This window comes from Streptomyces sp. NPDC005811 (genome assembly GCF_040630405.1).
Taxonomy (GTDB): Bacteria; Actinomycetota; Actinomycetes; order Streptomycetales; family Streptomycetaceae; genus Streptomyces.
The window spans coordinates 1-20,413 of record NZ_JBEXXK010000017.1; the positions used below are offsets into that span (position 1 = coordinate 1).

A 20,413-nucleotide genomic window follows, 5' to 3' on the forward strand; every position below is an offset into this window, starting at 1 on the left:
CTCGGCTCGGCCCTGTCCGTCGCCGCCTACGCCCTCGTCCTGTGGGCCCAGACCCGCGCCGCACTGGCCCCCGTCGCCGCGCTGCGCGAGTCGTCCATCATCGTCGGCGCCGCCATCGGCGCCCTGTTCTTCAAGGAGACGTTCGGCGCCCCGCGCATCGCCGCCGCGTGCCTGCTCGTCGTGGGTATCGGCCTGATGCTGCACGCCGGTTGACCGCCATGGAGACTTCTTCCCTGAGCCGTGCGGACCTCGACGCCTACTGCGAGCGCATCGGCCACCTCGGTGGCCGCGGCGCCGACGCGGGCACCCTGCGCGCGTTGCACCACGCGCACGTGCGCGCGTTCCCCTTCGAGAACCTGGACCCCGTACGCGGTGTCGTCCCGTCCCTGGCCCCCGCCGATCTGATGGCCAAACTGGTGCGCGGCCGGCGCGGCGGCTACTGCTACGAGCAGAACACGCTGTTCGCGGAGGTGCTGACGGCCCTCGGGTTCCGGGTGACCCGGCTCGCCGCGCGGGTGGTGCTGGGCGCGGCGCGGGCCGAGGACCGGCCGATGACCCACATGGCGCTGCTCGTCGAGGTGCCCGGCGACCCGCAGCCGCGTCTGGCCGACGTCGGCTTCGGTGCCCCCGGCGCGCCGCTGGAGCCGCTCCCGCTGGCCGCGGGCGAGCACTCCGGCGCCGGACGCCGTCACCGGCTCGTCCGGTTGCCCTCCGACGGGCCGCTGGAGCCGTGGACGCTGGAGTTCCGTACGGAGGACGCCTGGCAGGCGCAGTACGTCTTCACCCTCGCGCCGTTCGCACGGCCGGACTTCGAGGTGACCAACTGGTACATCGCCGCCCATCCGCGCTCCCCGTTCCGTCGGCGACCGCGCGTCCTGCGTCTCATCCCGGACGGCGGCCACCTCCTCCTGGACGGCGTCCGGTTCGTGCGCACCGGCGGCGACGGCCGGGTCGTCGAGCGGGAGCTGTCCGGGGAGGCCGAGGTGAGGCGGATCTGCGCGGAGGAGTTCGGCATCGACGTGCCCGAGGGGCCGGTCCTGCCGGGCTGAACCCGCGTGGGTGCGGGCGTCCGTCCGGAGGAGCACCCTGGAAGCAGGACTTCCGGAGGTGACCGACATGATGCACACCGCTGTGGGATGGCACGTCGAGCTGGAGTTCAAGGAGGACGATCAGCACACGAGCGCCGCCGCGCTGGTCCGGCTGCCGGACGGGACCGAGGTACGGTCCCGCGGGCACGCCAGCCGCCATCAGATCGACAGCAACCAGCCCCGGGTCGGCGAGGAGATAGCGGGCGCCCGCGCCCTCAACGAACTCGCGATGCAGCTGCTGACGAAGGCGCACGGGGAGATCGACGACGCGTCGGGGCGGACGTCCCACTCGATCAACATCTGAGGCCCGTCAGGCCGTGGCGGCCGCCGTCCGGACCGCCCGCAGCAGGGCCTGTGCCCTCGGGTCGGCCGTCACGCTCGTGCGGAAGCCGTTGGTGACATAGCCGAAGGCGATGCCCGTGTCGGGGTCCGCGAGGCCCAGCGCGCCGCCGCGGCCGGGGTGGCCGAAGGAGGTGGGGGAGAGCAGCGGGGACGCCCCGCCGTGCAGCATGTAGCCGAGGCCGAACCGGGTGGTGACCACCAGCACCCGGTCCGGTCCCGCGGACCGCTCGGTGCGGGCCAGGGCGGCCGTCCCGGGGGCGAAGAGCCGCACGCCGCCGTCGACTTCGCCGATGAGTGAGGCGTAGAAGCGGGCCAGGCCGTCGGCGGTGGCGATGCCGTTGGAGGCGGGCAGGGCGGCCTCGCGGTAGGCGGGGTCGTTCTCGTCGGGCAGCGGGGTGATCGCGGCGAAGGCGCGGCGGGTGAGCGAGGCGGGGTCGGCGTAGGCGTCGGCGACGGACCGCTTGGGCCGGGTGCGCAGGCCGCCCGTCGGCACGGGCGCGTCGATCTGCCCGACGCGCCCCACGCGCGCGTGGAGCGACGGCGGCAGCCCCAGCCACAGGTCGGCCCCGAGCGGTCCGGCGATCTCGTCGGCGATCCACGCACCGATCGGCCGCCCGGTGACCCGCCGCACCAGCTCGCCGGTCAGCCAGCTGTACGTCTGCGCGTGGTAGCCGTGGTCGCTCCCCGGCTCCCAGACGGGCGCCTGCGCGGCGACGGCCGCCGCGCCCAGCTCGGGGTCGGCGGCCTCGGCGGGCGTCAGCGGCCGGTCGAGGACGGGCACGCCCGCGCGGTGCGCGAGCAGGTCGCGCACGCGTGTGTGCTCCTTGCCGGCCGCCTTGTACTGCGGCCAGTACGTCCCCACGGGCGCGTCCAGGTCCAGCTGTCCGCGCTGGTGCAGCAGGAGGAGTGCGGCGGCGGCGACGCCCTTGGTCGCGGAGCGCACGATCTGCGCGGTGCCGTGCTCCCAGGGAGCCGTGCCGTCGACGTCCCGGGTGCCGCCCCACAGGTCGACGACCTTGTGCCCGTCCCGGTAGACGGCCACGGCGGCGCCCCGCTCCCCGAGCGTGCCGAAGTTCCGTGCGAACGCCTCCCGGACCGGCTCGAATCCCTCGGCCACCGCACCGTTCACGTCCACGCCCGCACATCCCTCTCGCCTGCTCGACCGGCTCGCGCGACCCGCCCGATACACCTTCGACCTTGCGGTCAACAGGTGCGGCGGGCCTGCGATTCCTGCGTCCCGCTAGCCGAGAATGATCGTTACATCGATGTTGCCGCGGGTGGCGTTGGAGTACGGGCAGACCTGGTGGGCCGCGTCGACCAGTTTCTCGGCGAGGCCCTGGTCGAGGACGGGCAGCGAGACGCTGAGGGCGACCGCGAGGCCGTAGCCCTTGGTCTTGTTGGGCCCGATGCCGACCTTCGCGGCGACCGTGGAGCCGGTCAGGTCGAAGCCCGCGCGGTTGCCGACGAGGATCAGCGCGTTGTGGAAGCAGGAGCTGTAGCCGGCCGCGAAGAGCTGTTCCGGGTTGGTGCCGTTGCCGTCGCCGCCCAGCTCCGGCGGCATCGCCACCTTCAGCTCGATATGGCCGTCCTGGCTGGTCACATACCCGTCGCGCCCTCCGTGCGCGGTCGCCTCGGCGACGTACATGATCTTCGTCGGACGGGTGTCGACGGTGTCGACGGCGTCACCTTCGCTCACAGCGGGACCCTCCCCCTGAAACATTCCCCAATTACATCGTGCACAAGGTACCGGCCGGTAGGTCGGGGTGGTTCGAGCAGGGGGTGGTAACCGCCGGTAACCTCAGCTCGCGCGGCCCGTCGCGCCGTGGGCGCGTTCCGCCAGGCCCCAGAGTTCCTCGCGGAGGCGGGCGACCTCGGCCGGCTCCAGGCCGGTCGCGTTCATCAGGGTGCCGGGGACGCGGGCCGCGCGGCCCTTCAGCTCCTCGCCGCGGCCCGTGCAGGCGACGAGGACCGTGCGCTCGTCGCGCTCGGAGCGCTCACGGCGGACCAGGCCCGCCGCCTCCAGGCGCTTGAGCAGCGGCGACATCGTGCCGTAGTCGAGCCGCAGGGCCGCCGCCAGTTCCTTGACGGTGGTCTCGCCGCGCTCCCACAGCGCCAGCAGCACCAGGTACTGCGGGTAGGTGAGCCCCAGCTCGTCCAGGACGGGCCGGTAGGCGGAGGTCACCGCGCGCTGGGCCGCGTACAGCGCGAAGCACAACTGCTCGTCGAGCAGCGGCGTACGCTCGGCCGTCCGGTTCTCGTCGGTCACGCGCCCATTCGTCACGCACCCATTGTGACGGAGCGCGGGTCGAACCCGAAGGGCAGCTCCAGTCGATGCGCGTTCATCAGGGCCTCGTCGGCGAGGAGTTCGCCCGTGCGGCCGTCCGCGGCGATCACGCCCTCGCTCAGGACCAGCGCCCGCGGGCACAGCTCCAGGGCGTACGGCAGGTCGTGCGTGACCATCAGCACGGTCACGTCGAGCGAGCGCAGGATGTCGGCGAGCTCACGGCGCGAGGCGGGGTCGAGGTTGGAGGACGGCTCGTCCAGGACGAGGATCTCCGGCTCCATCGCGAGGACGGTCGCGACGGCGACCCGGCGGCGCTGGCCGAACGACAGGTGGTGCGGCGGGCGGTCCTTGAACTCCGCCATGCCGACCTGGGCGAGCGCGCGGTCCACGCGCTCCTCCAGCTCCGCGCCCTTCAGCCCGGCCGCGGCCGGGCCGAACGCCACGTCCTCGCGGACCGTCGGCATGAACAGCTGGTCGTCCGGGTCCTGGAAGACCAGGCCGACCTTGCGGCGGATCTCCGCCATGTGCCGCTTGCCGACGGGCAGTCCGGCGACCGTCACGGTGCCCGCCCCGCCGGTCAGGATGCCGTTGAGGTGCAGCACGAGGGTCGTCTTGCCGGCGCCGTTCGGCCCGAGCAGCGCGACGCGCTCCCCGCGCGCGACGCTGAAATCCACGCCGAACAGCGCCTGATGGCCGTCGGGGTAGGCGAAGGCGAGGCCGGAGACCTCCAGGGAAGCGGTAGCAGTCACAGCGTCCATCCCAACACGCAGACGACCAGGGCGGCGACCGGCAGGGCGAAGGCGTACGACCACTGCGCCCGGGACGCGGTCACCTCGTCGATCACGGGCATCGAACCGGCGTACCCCCGGCTGACCATCGCCAGGTGCACCCGCTCGCCGCGTTCGTAGGAGCGGATGAACAGCGCGCCCGCCGACTTGGCGAGCACGCCCCAGTGCCGTACGCCCCTCGCCTCGAAGCCGCGCGACTCGCGCGCGATCCGCATCCGGCGCATCTCGTCGGTGATGACATCGCCGTAACGGATCATGAAGGACGCGATCTGCACCAGCAGCGGGGGCAGCTTCAGGCGCTGGAGGCCCAGGAGCAGCTCCCGCAGCTCCGTGGTGGCCGCCAGGAGCACGGAGGCGGCGACACCCAGGGTGCCCTTGGCGAGGACGTTCCAGGCGCCCCACAGGCCGTTCACGCTGAGGGACAGCCCGAGGACGTCCACCCGCTCGCCCTCCGCCACGAACGGCATCAGCACCGCGAACGCGACGAACGGCACCTCGATCAGCAGACGTTTGAGCAGGAAGCGGGCGGGCACGCGCGCGTGCCGGGCGACGGACGCGAGCAGCACGGCGTACAGGCCGAACGCCCACATCGCCTCACGGGGCGTCGACACGACGACGACCACGAACGCGAAGACGGCGGCGAGCTTGGTGTGCGGAGGCAGTCCGTGCACGGGCGAGTGCCCGTGCCGGTAGAGCCGGTGCGCGTGTCCCGCTCCCATGCCGTCAGGCGCTCTCTACGGCGGTGGGGGCGGCGTCCGGGGTACGGCGCCGGCGCACCGCCCAGAACACCGCGCTGCCCGCGACGACGGTCACGCCCACGCCGATCACGCCGGCGAGACCGCCGGACAGGCGGGCGTCGGTGACGTCCTTGACGCCGTAGTCGGCGAGCGGGGAGTCCGCGCTCGCGTGGTCCTCGGTCTTGCGGTCGATGCCGTGGTCGGCGGCGACCTTCTCCAGGCCGTCGGGGTTCGCGGAGGCGTAGAAGCTGACGAAGCCCGCGAGGACCAGGGAGGTGACGAGACCGGTCACCCACAGCGTGCGCCGCGAGGTGCGCGCCGCGACGGGCGCCGGGTGCGCGTCGGGGGCGTCGACCAGTTCGCCGTGCACGCGCAGCTTGAGCCTCTGGTGCAGCCCGCGCGCGCCGTACACGAGGTCCGGTCGTACGGCGATCACGGCGCCGACCGTCAGCGCGGTGATGATGGCCTCGCCGACGCCGATCAGCACATGCACGCCGACCATCGCGGTGGCGACCTTGCCGATCGCCACGTCGGTGGTGCCGCCGATCCAGTACAGGAACGTGAAGACCCCGGCGGCGGCGGGGACGGACAGCAGGGCGGCGGCGAAGGAGGCGACCGTGACCGAGCGGCGGGTGCGCGGCAGCACCTTCACCAGGCCGCGGAAGACGGCGTACGCCACGACCGTCGTCACGATCGCCATGTCGGTGATGTTCACGCCGAGCGCGGTCAGCCCGCCGTCGGCGAAGAGGATGCCCTGCATCAGCAGCACCACGGACACACAGAGGACCCCGGTGTAGGGGCCCACGAGGATCGCGGCCAGCGCACCGCCCAGCAGATGGCCGCTGGTGCCCGCGGCGACGGGGAAGTTCAGCATCTGCACGGCGAAGATGAACGCCGCGACCAGGCCGGCCAGCGGGGCCGTCCGCTCGTCGAGCTCACGGCGCGCGCCGCGCAGGCTCACGGCGATGGCGCCCGCGGCGACGACTCCGGTCACGGCGGAGGTCGGGGCGTTGATGAATCCGTCGGGTACGTGCACCCGTCGATGATAGAGGCTTAATGCGAACGGTTCGCAAGAGCGAGGCGCTCGTGAATCAGAGCGCGCTGTACGGCGTATCGCACATATGAGATACGCCTGCTCGGAGGAGCGCATTCCGGAAAATGTGCGACATTGGAGGGGGAGCTGACGCACAGCTTCCCCTTGCGTCACGCAGCGTGAGAGGGCCGACGATGTCCGTAGTCGAGCAGTACGCGCGAGCCCACATCGTCACGGACGCCGACCTGGTCGAGGAGGAACGCGACGCCGTTCCCGTCGTCCTGCGCTACGACCCCGAGGACGACCCGCGGTCCGTGCGGGTGGGGCTGCCCGACCGGCACGAGTGGACGTTCGAGCGGACCCTGCTGGAGCAGGGACTGCGCGCGCCGGCCGGGACGGGGGAGGTGCGGGTGTGGCCGCTGGGGCGGGTGCAGGCGGTCGTCGAGTTCCACTCCTCGCAGGGTGTCTCGGTGGTGCAGTTCGACTCCCAGGCTCTGCTGCGGTTTCTGCGGCGGACCTATACGGCGGAGCCGGTGGTGAGGTGACGGGCGCGCTCAGCCGCCCGGCCTCACGCGCTCAGCCGCCCAGCTTCAGCAGGGCCGCCACGATCGGGCCCGCCGTGTCTCCGCCGTGGCCGCCGGCCTGGACCACTCCCGCGGCCGCCAGGTCGCCCTTGTAGGCCGTGAACCAGCCGTTCGGCTTGGACTGGCCGTCGACCTCCGCCGAGCCGGTCTTCGCGCCGTCGTCGCCACCGAGACCCGACATCGCCTCGGCGGCGGTGCCGTAGTCCGCCGTGTACTTCATCAGCTCGCGCAGCTGCGACAGGGTGGACGCGGACAGCGTGCGGGACGCCGTGGCGAGGGTGCGGTGGTCGACCGTCGGCGAGACCAGGTACGGCTGGTGGAAGGTGCCCGACTTCACCGTCGCCGAGACCGACGCCATGTTCAGCGGGTTCATCCGCACCCCGCCCTGGCCGATCAGGGACGCCGCCATCTGGGCCGCCGACTGCACCGGCACCGAGCCGTCGAACGACGGGACGCCGATGGCCCAGTTGTTCATCGACAGACCGAACACCTGCTGCGCCTGCTTGGTCATGCTGTCGTTGTCCAGCTCACCCGCCTGGCTGATGAAGGCCGTGTTGCAGGAGCGGGCGAAGCTCGCCTTGAAGGTGCCGCCCTTGATCTGGAAGTCGTCGTCGTTGTGGAACTTCCAGCCGCCGTAGGTGAACGTCTTCGGGCACGGGTGCACCTTGTCCGCCGACGCCAGCCCCTTCTCGATGAGCAGCGACGACACGGCGACCTTCCAGGTGGAGCCGGGCGCGAGGGAGCCGTTGAACGCGGTGTTGAAGCCATGGCTGCTGTTCGCCACCGCGAGGATCTCGCCGGTGGAGGGGCGCAGGACGACGACCGACGCGCGCGCGGTCTTCGCGACCTGCTGCTCGGCGGCGGCCTGGAGGGTCGGGCTCAGGGTCGTCCTCACCGTGCCCGGGGTGCCCTTGCTCAGCTCCAGGAGCGTCTTGTCGGAGGCCTTCTTCGCCTTCGACGCCTTGCCGCGCACCACCCGCAGCTCGACGCCCGCCGTGCCGCCCGCCTTCTTGCCGTACTTCTCGCGCAGACCGTCCAGCACCGTGCCCAGGGACGGGTACGTCGCCGCCGTGATCTCGCCGCCGTCCCGGTCGAGCGCCGTGACCGGGGGGTCGCCCGCCGCGCCGGTCACCAGGGTGTCCCCGTCGGAGAGGTCGGGGTGGACGACGGACGCGTGCCAGGCGACGGTCGCCCGGCCGTCCTTCGCGCGGCGTACGACGGTCAGCGCACTGCCGTACGAGAGCGGCTTCGTGACCTTCTTGTAGGTCACCGTGCCCTTCACGGAGAAGGCGACCTTGTCGCCCGTGCGCTTGCCGGCGGTGAGGGTGACGTCCGAGATGTGGGCGTCCTCGGTGTAGCCGGTGAGCAGGGCGGTGGCGGCCGTGGAGTCGTCGGTGGCGGCCGCCGCCTTCGCGACCGAGCCCTGCTGCCAGGCCGTCAGGAACGTGCGGGCCGCGGTGGTCACCTCGGTCTGGGACAGCGGCCCGGTCTTGACGACCGGCTTCAGCCTGGCCGCCGTACCGGCCTCGGCCGCCGCGCCGCCGTAGAGCGCGTAGACGCCGATCCCGGCCCCGCCGACGACGACGGCGACCATGCCGCCGACGACGGCGGGCCGTCGCTTGCTGCGCCGCTCGTCGACGCGCCTTCTCTTGCCCACAGCCTGTGATCCTCCTGGATCCCCAGGGGGCTCCCCTTGCCCCGGTGCCCTCGTTGCCCTCACTCACCCCAACGACGGCAACCACCCTAGAGTCCCGCGCTGTGGAGGTGACGTCATGTGTGACGTCAACCACCCAGCTGTTACAGACTTGCGTCAGCGGGTTCGGCCGGACGTCACCCGGCGCGCAGCACCTGCGCGACGATCGGGCCGGACGCGTCCACGCCGTGCCCGCCGTCCTGGACCAGGGCCGCGGCGGCCACATCGCCGCGGTAGCCGGTGAACCAGCTGTCGGACTTGGCCTGGCCGTCGACCTCCGCGGAGCCGGTTTTCGCGCCGTAGTCCGGGCCGAGGCCGGACATCACGGCGGCGGCGGTGCCGCTGGCCGCGGTGCGGTTCATCATGGCGCGCAGTTGCGCGACGGTGCCGGCCGACAGCCCACGCGCGCGTGCCAGTTCGCGATCGTCGAGGCTCTGCGGCACGATCACCGGCTGCCGGAAGGAGCCCGTCATCGCGGTCGCCGTCACCGAGGCCAGGTTCAGCGGGTTCACCTGGACCTGGCCCTGCCCGATCAGGTTGGCCGCGGTGTCCGGGCCGCCGGAGGCGGGGACCGAGCCGTCGAAGGACGGGATGCCGGTCTTCCAGTCGAGGCCGATCCCGAAGCGGTTCTTCGCCTCGTCGGTGAGGGATTCGACCTTCACCTCGTCGGCGAACTTCACGAACGCCGTGTTGCAGGAGCGGGCGAAGCTCTCGGAGAGGGTGGCGTTCTCGTTCGGGGGCATGTTCTTGATGTTGTGGAAGGTCTGGCTCTGCCACACGGCCTCGGCGGGGCAGGGCGCGGGCCCGTTCGCCGTGGTGATCCCGTTGTCGATGAGGGTGGCGGAGCTGACGATCTTCCAGGTGGAGCCGGGGGCGACCTGGCCGAGGAACGCGGCGTTCCAGCCGTCGGTGCGGTTGTTGGCGACCGCCAGCACCTCGCCGGTGCTCGCCTTGACGGCCACCACCGAGGACTCGGCGTACTTCGTGACCGCTTTCTCGGCCGCCGCCTGCACGCGCGCGCTGAGGGTGGTGGGCAGCTTGCCCGCCTTGCCCTCCGCCAGGGTCAGCAGCGGGGTGTCGGCGGTGTCCGGGGCGGCGTGCCGGATCGCCAGCTCGACTCCCGGGGTGCCGCCCGCCCTGTCGCCGTACTTGGCGCGCAGCTCGTCGAGGATCGGGCCGAGCGAGGGGTACTTCTCCTTGGTGAGCACCTTGCCGGAGCGGTCGACGGCCTCGATCGGCGGGGCGGAGGCGTCGCCGGTGACCAGGGTGTCGTCCATGTTCTTCAGCTCGGGGTGGACGACCGCGGGCTGCCAGTCCACCAGCGCCTTCCCGGTGGTGACCCCGCGCACCACGGTCAGCTCGCTCTTGTAGGCGAGCGGCTTGGACTCGCCCTCGTAGGACACGGTCGCCTTGACGCTGAACGGCACGGTGTCCCCGGTGGCGGCACCCGGAGTGATCTTCACACCGGCGATGTGGGCGGTCGCGCCGTAAGCGGTCAGCAGCGGCTCGGCCTTCTCGGCGTTGTTGGTGAGCGAGGCCGCGGCCGCGGCCTCGCCCTTCTCCCACGCGGCGAAGAACTTCGTGCTGGTGTCCTTCACCTCGCCGCTGCTCGGCGGCCCGGTCTTCACGGGCGCGGGCCCGCCGCCCGCGCCGCCCCCGCTCACCGCGTTCACGATGTTGAAGGCCCCGTACCCGGCGCCGCCCACCATCACGACGAACACCGAGCCGACTATGGCTGCCTTCGCCCCCTTGCGCATGTGCGTACCCTCCCCGTTGACACCTGCACGGCGTTTCTGAACACGTTCAGAAATCCCTGTCCAGGCTCACAGTAAGCGGAAAGGGAGGCATGGGGGACGACAGTTTCCGGAATCGTTAGCCCGCGGTGCTCAATCATGTACGTGAACGTTGTCTAGCGATGAGAGCGACCTGCGGTACGTCCTCACATCCCGGTCATGTCGCCGCCGGTCAGGCCCGGAGCCAGGGCCGGGAACCAGAAGACCGCGACGGCCAGGGCGAGCGAGGCGATGCCCACGGTGCGGGCCACCAGGTGGCCGGCCGGGGCGAGTTTCTCGGCGGTGATCACGGCGGCCAGGGCCACCATGGCCCACAGGTTCATCACGCCGAACGCCGCCAGCAGCAGCATCAGCGACCAGCAGCAGCCCAGGCAGAAGGCCCCGTGGTGGGCTCCGGCCCGCAGATCGCGCGAGGCCCCCGGGTACGAGGTGTAGCGCAGCATCAGGCCGATCGGCGAACGGCACCGCGCCAGACAGCGGTCCTTCAGCGGCGTGAGCTGGTAGACGCCGCCGATCGCGAACACGGCCGCGGCCACCGCCGTCCCCGCCGCGGAGGGAAGGTGCGCCGCCCGGCCGAGGCCGACGGCCAGCGCGTACGCCGGCAGCCCGGCCACGGCCCAGACGAGCAGGTAGCCGACCGTGAAGACGACCATGCGCGAGGCCCGGTGCGCGGTGATGGTGCGGGCGTACAGGGCGGCGACGGGGGTCGTGGCGGGCAGCATCATCGCCGTCATCATCAGCGTCCACGCGGCCAGGAAGGCGGCCACGCCCAGGCCCATGGTGCCGGGCATCGCCGGCATGCCGCCCCAGCGCGTCACCAGCCAGACCCAGGCGGCGGCCGCCACGACCAGCAGCAGCCCGGCCGGGGCCGCCCGGAGGCGGACGGCGGCCGGCCCGCCCGGCCCACCGGTCAGCCGGACCATGTGAAGGGCGCCGCGTGTCCGTTGCCGCCCGTGAAGTCCCAGGACCGGCCGTACACGCCGTCGCCGGTGGCCCGGGTGGACCGGGCGACCGTCAGCGTGCTGTTCACCGGGTGGAACAGGCCCGTCAGGCGCATCACCGGACCGTCCTCGCCGAACTGCGGGGCGACCTGGTCCTCGATCTCGATGTCGATGGCGTCGCCCACCCGCGCGGCATGGCGGCGGCCGTCGTCGCGGTAGTCGATGGGGACGCGCTGCACGCCGAGGACCTCGCCGATGAGCGGAGTGAGCCCCGCCATCGGCCCGCCGGCCTGGCCGGAGAAGACCCTGCCCAGCGCCTCCGCCTGACCGTCGTCGGCCGAGGCGTCGACGTACAGCGCCACCTGCCAGCCGCCCTCGGCCATCACCCGCGGCCCGTCGACGAAGACGGCCACATTGCGGCCGGAGACGTCGACGTCGTCCACGCTCCCGCTGTCCACGTGGAACGCGAAGGTCACCTGGCAGCGCTCGTGGTCGGCCGGCGCGGTGAGGCCCGAGGTGGTGCAGGGGCACACCACGTCACAGTTGCAGCTCTCCAGGTACGTGCCGTTCAGATTCCAGGGCATGACACTTCCTCCCTGTCCTGCGGCCCCCTGGGGTCAAGGGGGTGCATCGGGAGGGTCCACTCGGCCCCGGCGCCGCTCCCCTCCAGGCTATTCCCGACGACCCCCCTCGCGCAGATCCGCCGACCGTGCGGCTAGACCCAGGTGTCGATCCACATCCGCGACCGCCACTGGTCGATCGGGATCGCCTGCCCGGTGAACAGGGGCCAGAAGTAGATGAAGTTCCAGGCGATCAGGAGGACCAGGACGCCCGCGCCGGTCGCGCCCGCCACGCGGCGGGTGTCCGAGGAGCCCGGGGGGCCGATGATCGCGCCGAGCATCATCGCCACCGCGAGGCACAGGAAGGGGAGGAAGACGACGGCGTAGAAGAGGAAGATCGTGCGCTCCTGGTACATGAACCAGGGGAGGTAGCCGGCCGCGATGCCGCAGGCGATCGCGCCCGCGCGCCAGTCGCGGCGGAACAGCCAGCGCCACAGGACGTACAGCAGCGCGAAGCAGGCGGCCCACCACAGCAGCGGGGTGCCGATCGCGAGGACCTCGCGGGCGCACTTCTCGCCCGCGTCGGTGGGGCAGCCGTCCGTGCCGGGGGAGGGGGACTCGTAGAAGTAGGAGACCGGGCGGCCGAGGACCAGCCAGCTCCACGGGTTCGACTGGTAGTTGTGCGGCGAGGTGAGGTGGGTGTGGAACTCGTACACCTCGTGCTCGTAGTGCCACAGGCTGCGCAGCCAGTCCGGGAACAGCCAGGTCCAGCTGCCGCCCTTGCCGTCGGTGGCCGCCCAGTTGCGGTAGTAGCCGCCCGAACCGTCGCTCGGGGAGAGGATCCAGCCCGTCCACGAGACCAGGTAGGTGACCAGGGCGACCGGGATCGTCGCGAGGAAGGTCAGGCCCGTGTCGTGCCGCAGGACCGCCCGGTAGGGGTGGCGGGCGCCCGCCACCCGGCGTGAGCCCACGTCCCAGAGCAGGGTCATCAGGAGGAACGCGGCCATGATGTACAGCGCGTTCCACTTGGTGCCGATGGCCAGGCCGAACATCAGACCCGCCGCCCAGCGCCAGGGGCGCAGCCCGAGGCGCGCGGTCTCGGCGATGTGCGCGTCGGGGCGCACCCGGCCGTCCACGTCCGGCGGCAGGGCCGCGGCGAGCCTGGCGCGGGCCCGGTCGCGGTCGATCACCAGACACCCGAACGCCGCCAGCACGAAGAACATCAGCACCCCGTCGAGCAGCGAGGTGCGGCTCATCACGAAGGCCAGCCCGTCGAACGCCATCAGCGCGCCCGCCAGGCAGCCGAGGAACGTGGAGCGGAAGATACGGCGGCCGATCCGGCACAGCAGCAGCACGGACAGCGTGCCCAGCAGCGCCGTCATGAAGCGCCAGCCGAACGGATCGAACCCGAAGAGCAGCTCGCCCAGCCCGATGACGTACTTGCCGACCGGCGGATGCACGACGTACGCCGCGTCGGTGGGGACGGCGACATGGCCGCCGGTGGAGAGGATGAGGTCGTTGGCGTTCTTGTCCCAGTTGACCTCGAACCCGCGGTGGACGAGCGCCCACGCGTCCTTGGCGTAGTACGTCTCGTCGAATATCACCTTCTTCGGGTTGCCCAGGTTCCAGAACCGCATGACGCCCGCCACCAGCGTGACCAGCAGCGGACCGCCCCAGCCCGACCAGCGCGCGATCCGGTCCGCCCACACCGGCGGCAGCCCCAGCGTCTGCCACAGCCGGGGACTGGGCCGTGTGTACGGCGGCACCAGCCGCGCCCGGACATCGGCCGCGGGCTCGGCCGCGTACCCGAAACGGCGCAGCCGTTCCCGCCACGACGACGGACGCCGGTCGTGCGGGTCGTCGTGCGCGGTCGCTGCGGGCCGGTGGTCAGTGGAGCCCGTGGAGTCCATGGAGGACGCGGTACTGGTCACCGCGCCATCGTAGGGAACAGGGCTGTGTGAGTCCCGTGCATGGGTCCAGTCGGCCGGTCATGCCGGGCGTCACCCCGGGCACACGGCGCCTGCGAGGATGGGGAACGTGACAGACACGCCCGCTCTCGCGCCCGGAACCCTCGTCCTCGCCGGCACGCCCATCGGCGACGTCTCCGACGCCCCGCCGCGGCTCGCCGAGGAGCTGGCCGGCGCCGATGTCGTCGCCGCCGAGGACACCCGCAGGCTGCGCCGGCTGACCCAGGCCCTCGGGGTGACGCCCAAGGGGCGGATCGTGTCGTACTTCGAGGGCAACGAGTCGGCCCGTACGCCCGAGCTGGTCGAGGACCTGCTGGGCGGCGCGCGCGTGCTGCTCGTCACCGACGCGGGCATGCCGTCGGTCTCCGACCCGGGCTACCGGCTGGTCGCCGCGGCCGTCGAGCGGGACATCCGGGTCACCGCCGTGCCCGGCCCGTCCGCCGTCCTGACCGCGCTCGCCCTGTCCGGGCTGCCCGTCGACCGGTTCTGCTTCGAGGGGTTCCTGCCGAGGAAGGCGGGGGAGCGGCTGTCGCGGCTGCGGGAGGTCGCCGAGGAGCGGCGCACGCTCGTCTACTTCGAGGCCCCGCACCGCCTCGACGACACCCTCGCCGCGATGGCCGAGGTGTTCGGCGCGGACCGGCGGGCCGCGGTCTGCCGTGAGCTGACCAAGACGTACGAGGAGGTCAGGCGCGGTCCGCTGGCCGAGCTGGCGGAGTGGGCGGCCGAGGGGGTGCGCGGGGAGATCACCGTCGTGGTCTCCGGCGCGCCCGAGCGCGGGCCCGAGGAGCTCGACGCGGCGGAGCTGGTGCGGCGGGTGCGGGTGCGCGAGGAGGCGGGGGAGCGCCGCAAGGAGGCCATCGCGGCGGTCGCGGCGGAGGCGGGACTGCCCAAGCGCGAGGTGTTCGACGCGGTGGTGGCGGCGAAGAACGCCGGGGGTCTGTGACAGCGGGTGACGGGCGGGCCCCGGCACCCGGCGAGCGGTGGCTGTGACGCCAGGGGAACGGGGTGTGACCTGCCGCGGATCGCTGGTGTGAACGCGCTCACACCCCCTCTGAGCAGGGCGCATGTCGGATGAGCATGCGCCCCATGTGCGGGCAAAGGCGGCCGGGGCTTGTGGCAAGGGACGCCCAAATCGGCTTCAACACTGCACAGATCTGGTGCCTTTCGGCCCGTGCGAGGCATCCACTGGATGACGGGACGTGACACGTCCCTCCAGCGGACAACAGGAGCTGGCCATGAGTGAGATCACAGGGCAGACCGGCCTTCGCAACGGGGCGACCGGCGTGGTCAACGAGTCGTATTCGTTCGCCTGCATGCGCTGCGGGCACGGCTGGGAGCAGTCGTACGCGATAGAGCACCACATCGACGGCGGCGGGCACGAGTTCGTGCAGTACGTGGCGGACGGGCGGGTCGTGCCGTCCCCGCTGAGCCGGCCCGCGTGCCAGAACTGCGACGGGCACGTGGTGCGCATCATGCGGGCCGGACAGGTGTCGTCGGTGCAGGGCGCGGCCCGCCGCTCCCGCCCGGTGCCCCCGGCGGGACCGGTGGAGGTGCCCGAGGTGCCGGCGCAGACCAGGGAACCCCACCACTGGCATCTGTCCGACCTCCTGCACCCCTTCCGCAAGGCGGGCTGAGCGAGGGCGAGCCGAGCGCGGGCCCGCCCGGCCCGGCCTGCGGTGGCGGACCGCGGGCCGGGCCGGGGCGTGCCCCTTCCGTAGGATCGGGGCATGCCTTCCTCCAGCGACAAGAACGCGGCGCCGCCGCTGCCGGAGCCCCTTCGGGTGCCGGTCGCCGACTCCCACACCCACCTCGACATGCAGTCCGGCACGGTGGCGGAGGGCCTCGCGAAGGCCGCGTCGGTCGGGGTCACCACGGTCGTCCAGGTCGGCTGCGACATCAAGGGCTCCCGCTGGGCGGCCGAGACGGCGGCGGCGTACGAGAACGTCCACGCGGCCGTCGCCCTGCACCCCAACGAGGCCCCGCGCATCGTGCACGGCGACCCCGACGGCTGGTCCCGGCAGGGCGCGCGCGAGCCGGGGGGCGAGGCGGCGCTCGACGAGGCGCTCGCCGAGATCGACCGCCTGGCCGCGCTGGAGCACGTCAAGGCCGTCGGCGAGACCGGACTCGACCACTTCCGCACCGGCCCCGGGGGCAAGGAGGCGCAGGAGCGTTCCTTCCGCGCCCACATCGAGATCGCCAAACGGCACGGCAAGGCCCTGGTCATCCACGACCGCGACGCCCACGCCGACGTCCTGCGGATCCTGAAGGAGGAGGGCGCCCCCGAGCGGACCGTCTTCCACTGCTACTCCGGCGACGCCGACATGGCCGAGATCTGCGCCCGCGCCGGGTACTTCATGTCCTTCGCCGGCAACGTCACCTTCAAGAACGCCCAGCACCTGCGCGACGCCCTCACGGTCGCCCCCCTGGAACTGGTCCTGGTCGAGACCGACGCCCCCTTCCTCACCCCCGCCCCCTACCGCGGCCGGCCCAACGCGCCCTACCTGATCCCCGTCACGGTGCGCGCCATGGCCGCCGTACGGGACGTCGACGAGGACACCCTGGCGACGGCACTCGCCGCCAACACCGCACGCGCGTTCGGTTACACGTCACCCGAACACAACGCTGGGTAGCTGCGCCGCTTTGGAGAGTGACCGCCTCTCCGCTAGGTTCTGGGGGCCCGATCTGGACCGCCAGGACCCCTGGAGCGTGTCGGCGTGAGCAACTCGCAGCAGTACTACGAGCCCTACGGCGGCGGCGACACGTACGTCGACCTGCACAACGCGGAGACCGTCGCCCACGGCGTGCACACGGGCCCCGAGGCCGGGGACGCCCCGTACCGGCCGCCGTACGACGACACCTACCGGCCCGCCTACGAGACGCCCCGGCCCCCGGACACCCTCCGGCTGCCGGGGCCGTTCCTGCCGCAGCAGGGCGCGCCGGTGCCCGCGGAGGAGGGCGGGCGGGCCGCGCGCCGGCGCCGGGCACGGCCCGCCGACCGCCCCGACTCCGCCCTGCGCCGGCTGCTCCCGCAGGCCCTCGTCGTCGCCTTCCTGGCCGGGGGCACCACCGCGTTCGTCGCCGAGGACAAGGCGGTCGAGCTGACCGTCGACGGCAAGGCGCGCACCCTGCACACCTTCGCCGACGACGTCACGGAACTGCTGGCCGACGAGGGCGTGCCGGTCGGCGCGCACGACGTCGTGGCACCGGCCCCGGACACGGCCCTCGCCAGTGGCGACGAGATCGAGGTGCGGTACGGGCGGCCCGTACGGCTCACCCTGGACGGCCACCGGCACGACGTGTGGACGACCGCGCGCACGGTGGAGGCGGCGCTCGAACAGTTCGGGGTGCGCGCGGACGGCGCGTACCTCTCGCTGGCGCGCACCCGGCGCATCGGGCGGGAGGGGCTCGCGCTGGACGTGCGCACCGAGCGCTCCGTGACGGTCCTCGCCGACGGCCGGGCCCGCACGATCCGCACCAACGCGGCGACCGTGCGCGAGGCCGTCGAGCAGGCCGGGATCACCCTGCGCGGCGAGGACACCACCTCCGTGCCGGCCGGCAGCTTCCCGCGCGACGGGCAGACGGTGACCGTGCTGCGGATCACCGGGGGCAAGGAGGTGCGCGAGGAGCCGATCCCGTTCGCGGTACGGCGCACCGAGGACCCGGCCCTCTTCCGGGGCACGGAGGTCGTCGAACGGGCCGGACAGCCCGGGCTGCGGCGCATCACGTACGCCCTGCGCACCGTCAACGGCGTGCGCCAGAAACCGCGCCGGACCGGCACCGAGGTGGTCCGCGCGCCCCGGGACCAGCTGGTCAGGGTCGGCACGAGACCGCTGCCGACGTCGGCGCGGGGGGCCGACGGGCTGAACTGGCAGGGCCTCGCGGCCTGCGAGTCCGGCGGCCGGCCCGACGCGGTCGACCCGTCGGGCACGTACGGCGGGCTGTACCAGTTCGACGACCGCACCTGGCACGCCCTCGGCGGCGGCGGGCGCCCCCAGGACGCACCGGCGGCGGAACAGACCCTCCGCGCCAAGAAGCTGTACGTACGCCGGGGCGCGAGCCCCTGGCCGCACTGCGGGGCACGGCTGCACGGGTGAGGGACCGCCCGCCGGGCCCCCGTACCCTTGTCCCGTGAGCAGCCCCACCCCCGACGCCCTCCTCGGTCCCGCCGACGTCCGTGAACTCGCGGCGGTCCTCGGTGTGCGTCCCACCAAGCAACGCGGCCAGAACTTCGTGATCGACGCGAACACGGTCCGCCGTATCGTCCGCACCGCCCAGGTCCGCCCCGACGACGTGGTCGTCGAGGTCGGCCCGGGGCTCGGCTCCCTCACCCTCGCGTTGCTGGAGGTCGCCGACCGGGTCACCGCCGTCGAGATCGACGACGTCCTGGCCGGCGCGCTCCCCGCGACGATCACGGCGCGCATGCCGGAGCGCGCCGACCGGTTCGCGCTGGTGCACTCCGACGCGATGCACGTCACCGAGCTGCCCGGCCCGGCCCCGACCGCGCTGGTCGCGAACCTCCCCTACAACGTGGCCGTGCCCGTCCTGCTGCACATGCTCGCCACCTTCCCGAGCATCGACCGCACCCTCGTGATGGTCCAGTCCGAGGTCGCCGACCGCCTCGCCGCCGCGCCCGGCTCGAAGGTGTACGGCGTCCCGTCGGTCAAGGCCAACTGGTACGCCGAGGTCAAGCGGGCCGGTGCCATCGGCCGCAACGTCTTCTGGCCGGCCCCGAACGTCGACAGCGGGCTCGTCTCGCTCGTCCGCCGCACCGAGCCGGTCAGGACCGAGGCGTCCAGGGCCGAGGTGTTCGCCGTCGTCGACGCGGCCTTCGCCCAGCGGCGCAAGACCCTGCGCGCGGCGCTCGCCGGCTGGGCGGGTTCGGCGGCGGCGGCCGAGGCGGCGCTGGTCGCGGCCGGGGTGTCCCCGCAGGCGCGCGGCGAGTCGCTGACCGTCGAGGAATTCGCCCGCATCGCCGAGAACAAGGTCGCCGACGAGGCCGCCCACAAGGTCGCCGAGAACAAGCAGGAGAACACAGCGTGAGCGTCACCGTCCGCGTGCCCGCCAAGGTCAACGTCCAGCTCGCGGTCGGTGCCGCGCGCGCGGACGGCTTCCACGACCTGGCGAACGTGTTCCTGGCGGTCGGCCTGTACGACGAGGTCACCGTCACCCCGGCCGACGCACTCCGCGTCACCTGCGAGGGCCCGGACGCCGCCCAGGTCCCCCTGGACCGGACGAACCTCGCGGCCCGCGCGGCGCTCGCCCTCGCCGAGCGGTACGACCGTGACGCCCGCGTCCACGTCCACATCGCCAAGGACATCCCGGTGGCCGGCGGCATGGCGGGCGGCAGCGCGGACGGCGCGGGCGCGCTGCTCGCCTGCGACACGCTGTGGGGCATCGGGGCGCCCCGTGGTGAACTCCTCGACATCTGCGCCGAGCTGGGCAGCGACGTCCCGTTCAGCCTGGTCGGCGGGGCGGCCCTCGGCACCGGGCGCGGCGAGAAGCTGACGCCGCTGGAGGTGGGCGGCACCTTCCACTGGGTGTTCGCGATGGCCGAGCGGGGGCTGTCGACGCCGGCCGTGTTCCGTGAGTTCGACCGTCTCGCCGAGGGTCGGGACATCCCGGAGCCGGTCGCCTCCGAGGCCCTCCTCGACGCTTTGGCGGCCGGTGACCCCGACGCGCTCGCCGCGACGGTCTCCAACGACCTCCAGCCGGCCGCTCTCTCCCTCTTCCCCGAGCTGGCCGACACGCTGGCGGCGGGACGCGGGGCGGGCGCGCTCGCGGCGCTGGTCTCGGGCTCAGGCCCGACGACGGCCTTCCTTGTCCGTGACCCGGGGTCGGCTCAGACGGTGGCCGAGGCCCTGCGCGCCTCCGGCACCTGCCGCACGGTGCGGGTGGCGACGGCTCCGGCGGCGGGGGCGACGGTAGCGCCCTGAGGGTGTTCTCAGGGCTTGGTGACAGTGAGGTCGATGTCGATGTCGTAGGGCTCGGCAACCTTGATCCGGTCACGCTGCAAGCCCATATGTACGTACGATTTGGTGAGCTGGTCGCGTTCGTAGACGTGGATGACGGGTTGGTCCGTGCTCCCGTTCCGCTCGACACGCCAGTAGTGGGGGATTCCGGCCCTGGCGTACTTCAACGGCTTCGTCGTGCGGTCTCGGGACTCCGACTCCGGGGAAACCACCTCAATGGCGAGGAGAACGTCCGCAACCTCGAAGCGGCTCTGATCCAGGTCCTTGAGAGCATCGGCCCGAGCCACCATGATGTCCGGCTCCGGGGCATTCCGGTCATCGAGCACGACAGTCATCTCCCGCAGGAGCATCAACTCCGACGGCAGCGTTCGTCCCAAGCCCCTCATCAGCAGTTCGATCACGAGGAAGTGGAAATAGCGCTGCGGGCTCACAAGGACCAGGCTCCCGTCGATCAACTGGGTGTGCGGCGGGAGGTCGGGCAGGTCGAACAGGTCGTCCACGGTGTAGCCGTCCAGCGGGGGCATCCGCCACCTCGACTTCGGCTCGGTGGTGGGCTCGGCGGTCATGGTTCCTCCCATGGACGGCATCCTGGCGCCTGCCCTCCACGGTAGCGGCCCTTTCCCGATCACGTCAT

21 protein-coding genes and 1 pseudogene are annotated in these 20,413 nt (G+C 72.7%); 10 read left to right on the forward strand and 12 right to left on the reverse strand.

All coding sequences use genetic code 11. The annotated features are described in order from the left end of the window. From ABZ490_RS19525 to ABZ490_RS19535, 3 genes and pseudogenes are all read left to right on the forward strand, one after another. Window positions 1-213, forward strand: a pseudogene (locus tag ABZ490_RS19525) (EamA family transporter); the annotation flags it as partial. A gap of 5 nt (window positions 214-218) precedes the next feature. Then, window positions 219-1,049, forward strand: coding sequence for an arylamine N-acetyltransferase (locus tag ABZ490_RS19530; protein WP_358991445.1), 831 nt, complete (start codon window positions 219-221; stop codon window positions 1,047-1,049). 67 nt (window positions 1,050-1,116) lie between these two features. Further along, on the forward strand, window positions 1,117-1,392 hold the full coding sequence (locus ABZ490_RS19535; RefSeq protein WP_358991448.1) for a DUF1876 domain-containing protein: 276 nt from the start codon (window positions 1,117-1,119) through the stop codon (window positions 1,390-1,392). A gap of 6 nt (window positions 1,393-1,398) precedes the next feature. On the opposite strand, the gene ABZ490_RS19540 is transcribed toward ABZ490_RS19535, so the two are convergent. The 6 genes from ABZ490_RS19540 to ABZ490_RS19565 all read right to left on the reverse strand — a co-directional run bounded on the left by ABZ490_RS19540 (window position 1,399) and on the right by ABZ490_RS19565 (window position 6,275). After that, complete coding sequence (locus tag ABZ490_RS19540) at window positions 1,399-2,565, reverse strand: serine hydrolase domain-containing protein (RefSeq protein WP_358991451.1); 1,167 nt, start codon at window positions 2,563-2,565, stop codon at window positions 1,399-1,401. A gap of 105 nt (window positions 2,566-2,670) precedes the next feature. Beyond that, window positions 2,671-3,126: an organic hydroperoxide resistance protein gene (locus ABZ490_RS19545; protein WP_358991454.1), complete on the reverse strand. Its 456-nt coding sequence runs from the start codon at window positions 3,124-3,126 to the stop codon at window positions 2,671-2,673. Between the two features lie 102 nt (window positions 3,127-3,228). Beyond that, entirely contained in the window at window positions 3,229-3,696 is a 468-nt protein-coding gene (locus ABZ490_RS19550) for a MarR family transcriptional regulator (RefSeq protein ID WP_358991858.1), read from the reverse strand. Between the two features lie 11 nt (window positions 3,697-3,707). After that, on the reverse strand, window positions 3,708-4,472 hold the full coding sequence (locus ABZ490_RS19555; RefSeq protein WP_358991458.1) for an ABC transporter ATP-binding protein: 765 nt from the start codon (window positions 4,470-4,472) through the stop codon (window positions 3,708-3,710). Beyond that, window positions 4,460-5,221: a cobalt ECF transporter T component CbiQ gene (gene cbiQ / locus ABZ490_RS19560; protein ID WP_358991461.1), complete on the reverse strand. Its 762-nt coding sequence runs from the start codon at window positions 5,219-5,221 to the stop codon at window positions 4,460-4,462. The genes ABZ490_RS19555 and cbiQ overlap by 13 nt, the downstream gene beginning before the upstream one ends. Before the next feature lie 4 nt (window positions 5,222-5,225). Continuing rightward, a complete protein-coding gene (locus ABZ490_RS19565; RefSeq protein ID WP_358991464.1) occupies window positions 5,226-6,275 on the reverse strand; it encodes an energy-coupling factor ABC transporter permease in 1,050 nt (349 codons plus the stop codon). 191 nt (window positions 6,276-6,466) lie between these two features. Between ABZ490_RS19565 and ABZ490_RS19570 the strand changes: the two genes are divergently transcribed. Continuing rightward, complete coding sequence (locus ABZ490_RS19570; RefSeq protein WP_358991468.1) at window positions 6,467-6,817, forward strand: SsgA family sporulation/cell division regulator; 351 nt, start codon at window positions 6,467-6,469, stop codon at window positions 6,815-6,817. A gap of 31 nt (window positions 6,818-6,848) precedes the next feature. Here the strand turns inward: ABZ490_RS19570 and ABZ490_RS19575 are convergent, their stop codons facing one another. The 5 genes from ABZ490_RS19575 to ABZ490_RS19595 all read right to left on the reverse strand — a co-directional run bounded on the left by ABZ490_RS19575 (window position 6,849) and on the right by ABZ490_RS19595 (window position 13,753). Further along, window positions 6,849-8,513 carry a penicillin-binding transpeptidase domain-containing protein gene (locus ABZ490_RS19575; RefSeq protein ID WP_358991471.1) on the reverse strand — a complete coding sequence of 555 codons (1,665 nt, stop codon included), beginning with the start codon at window positions 8,511-8,513 and terminating at the stop codon, window positions 6,849-6,851. A gap of 173 nt (window positions 8,514-8,686) precedes the next feature. Continuing rightward, window positions 8,687-10,306 (reverse strand): penicillin-binding transpeptidase domain-containing protein, encoded by a 1,620-nt coding sequence (locus ABZ490_RS19580; protein ID WP_358991474.1) that lies wholly within the window; start codon window positions 10,304-10,306, stop codon window positions 8,687-8,689. Between the two features lie 182 nt (window positions 10,307-10,488). Further along, window positions 10,489-11,265, reverse strand: a complete 777-nt coding sequence (locus tag ABZ490_RS19585; protein WP_358991477.1) for a DUF2182 domain-containing protein — start codon at window positions 11,263-11,265, stop codon at window positions 10,489-10,491. Continuing rightward, window positions 11,253-11,867 (reverse strand): DUF1326 domain-containing protein, encoded by a 615-nt coding sequence (locus ABZ490_RS19590; protein ID WP_358991480.1) that lies wholly within the window; start codon window positions 11,865-11,867, stop codon window positions 11,253-11,255. Before ABZ490_RS19590 ends, ABZ490_RS19585 begins: the two co-directional genes overlap by 13 nt. A 131-nt stretch (window positions 11,868-11,998) precedes the next feature. Next, the gene (locus ABZ490_RS19595; protein WP_358991861.1) at window positions 11,999-13,753 is read right to left on the reverse strand and encodes a phospholipid carrier-dependent glycosyltransferase; all 1,755 of its coding nucleotides are present in this window, start codon (window positions 13,751-13,753) and stop codon (window positions 11,999-12,001) included. A 127-nt stretch (window positions 13,754-13,880) separates the two neighbouring features. Here ABZ490_RS19595 and rsmI point away from each other — a divergent pair, with 127 nt between their 5' ends. The 6 genes from rsmI (at window position 13,881) to ABZ490_RS19625 (ending at window position 19,743) form a co-directional block, all read left to right on the forward strand. Further along, the gene (rsmI, locus tag ABZ490_RS19600; RefSeq protein ID WP_358991483.1) at window positions 13,881-14,753 is read left to right on the forward strand and encodes a 16S rRNA (cytidine(1402)-2'-O)-methyltransferase; all 873 of its coding nucleotides are present in this window, start codon (window positions 13,881-13,883) and stop codon (window positions 14,751-14,753) included. Between the two features lie 292 nt (window positions 14,754-15,045). After that, complete coding sequence (locus ABZ490_RS19605) at window positions 15,046-15,444, forward strand: hypothetical protein (RefSeq protein ID WP_358991486.1); 399 nt, start codon at window positions 15,046-15,048, stop codon at window positions 15,442-15,444. Window positions 15,445-15,537: 93 nt separating this feature from the next. After that, window positions 15,538-16,440, forward strand: a complete 903-nt coding sequence (locus ABZ490_RS19610) for a TatD family hydrolase (RefSeq protein WP_358991489.1) — start codon at window positions 15,538-15,540, stop codon at window positions 16,438-16,440. 84 nt (window positions 16,441-16,524) lie between these two features. After that, complete coding sequence (locus ABZ490_RS19615) at window positions 16,525-17,904, forward strand: ubiquitin-like domain-containing protein (protein ID WP_358991492.1); 1,380 nt, start codon at window positions 16,525-16,527, stop codon at window positions 17,902-17,904. 34 nt (window positions 17,905-17,938) lie between these two features. Continuing rightward, a complete protein-coding gene (gene rsmA / locus ABZ490_RS19620; protein ID WP_358991496.1) occupies window positions 17,939-18,850 on the forward strand; it encodes a 16S rRNA (adenine(1518)-N(6)/adenine(1519)-N(6))-dimethyltransferase RsmA in 912 nt (303 codons plus the stop codon). Continuing rightward, window positions 18,847-19,743 (forward strand): 4-(cytidine 5'-diphospho)-2-C-methyl-D-erythritol kinase, encoded by an 897-nt coding sequence (locus tag ABZ490_RS19625; RefSeq protein ID WP_358991499.1) that lies wholly within the window; start codon window positions 18,847-18,849, stop codon window positions 19,741-19,743. The genes rsmA and ABZ490_RS19625 overlap by 4 nt, the downstream gene beginning before the upstream one ends. 8 nt (window positions 19,744-19,751) lie before the next feature. Here ABZ490_RS19625 and ABZ490_RS19630 read toward each other — a convergent pair whose 3' ends face one another. Then, window positions 19,752-20,345: a Uma2 family endonuclease gene (locus tag ABZ490_RS19630; protein ID WP_358991502.1), complete on the reverse strand. Its 594-nt coding sequence runs from the start codon at window positions 20,343-20,345 to the stop codon at window positions 19,752-19,754. Window positions 20,346-20,413: the final 68 nt, after the last annotated feature.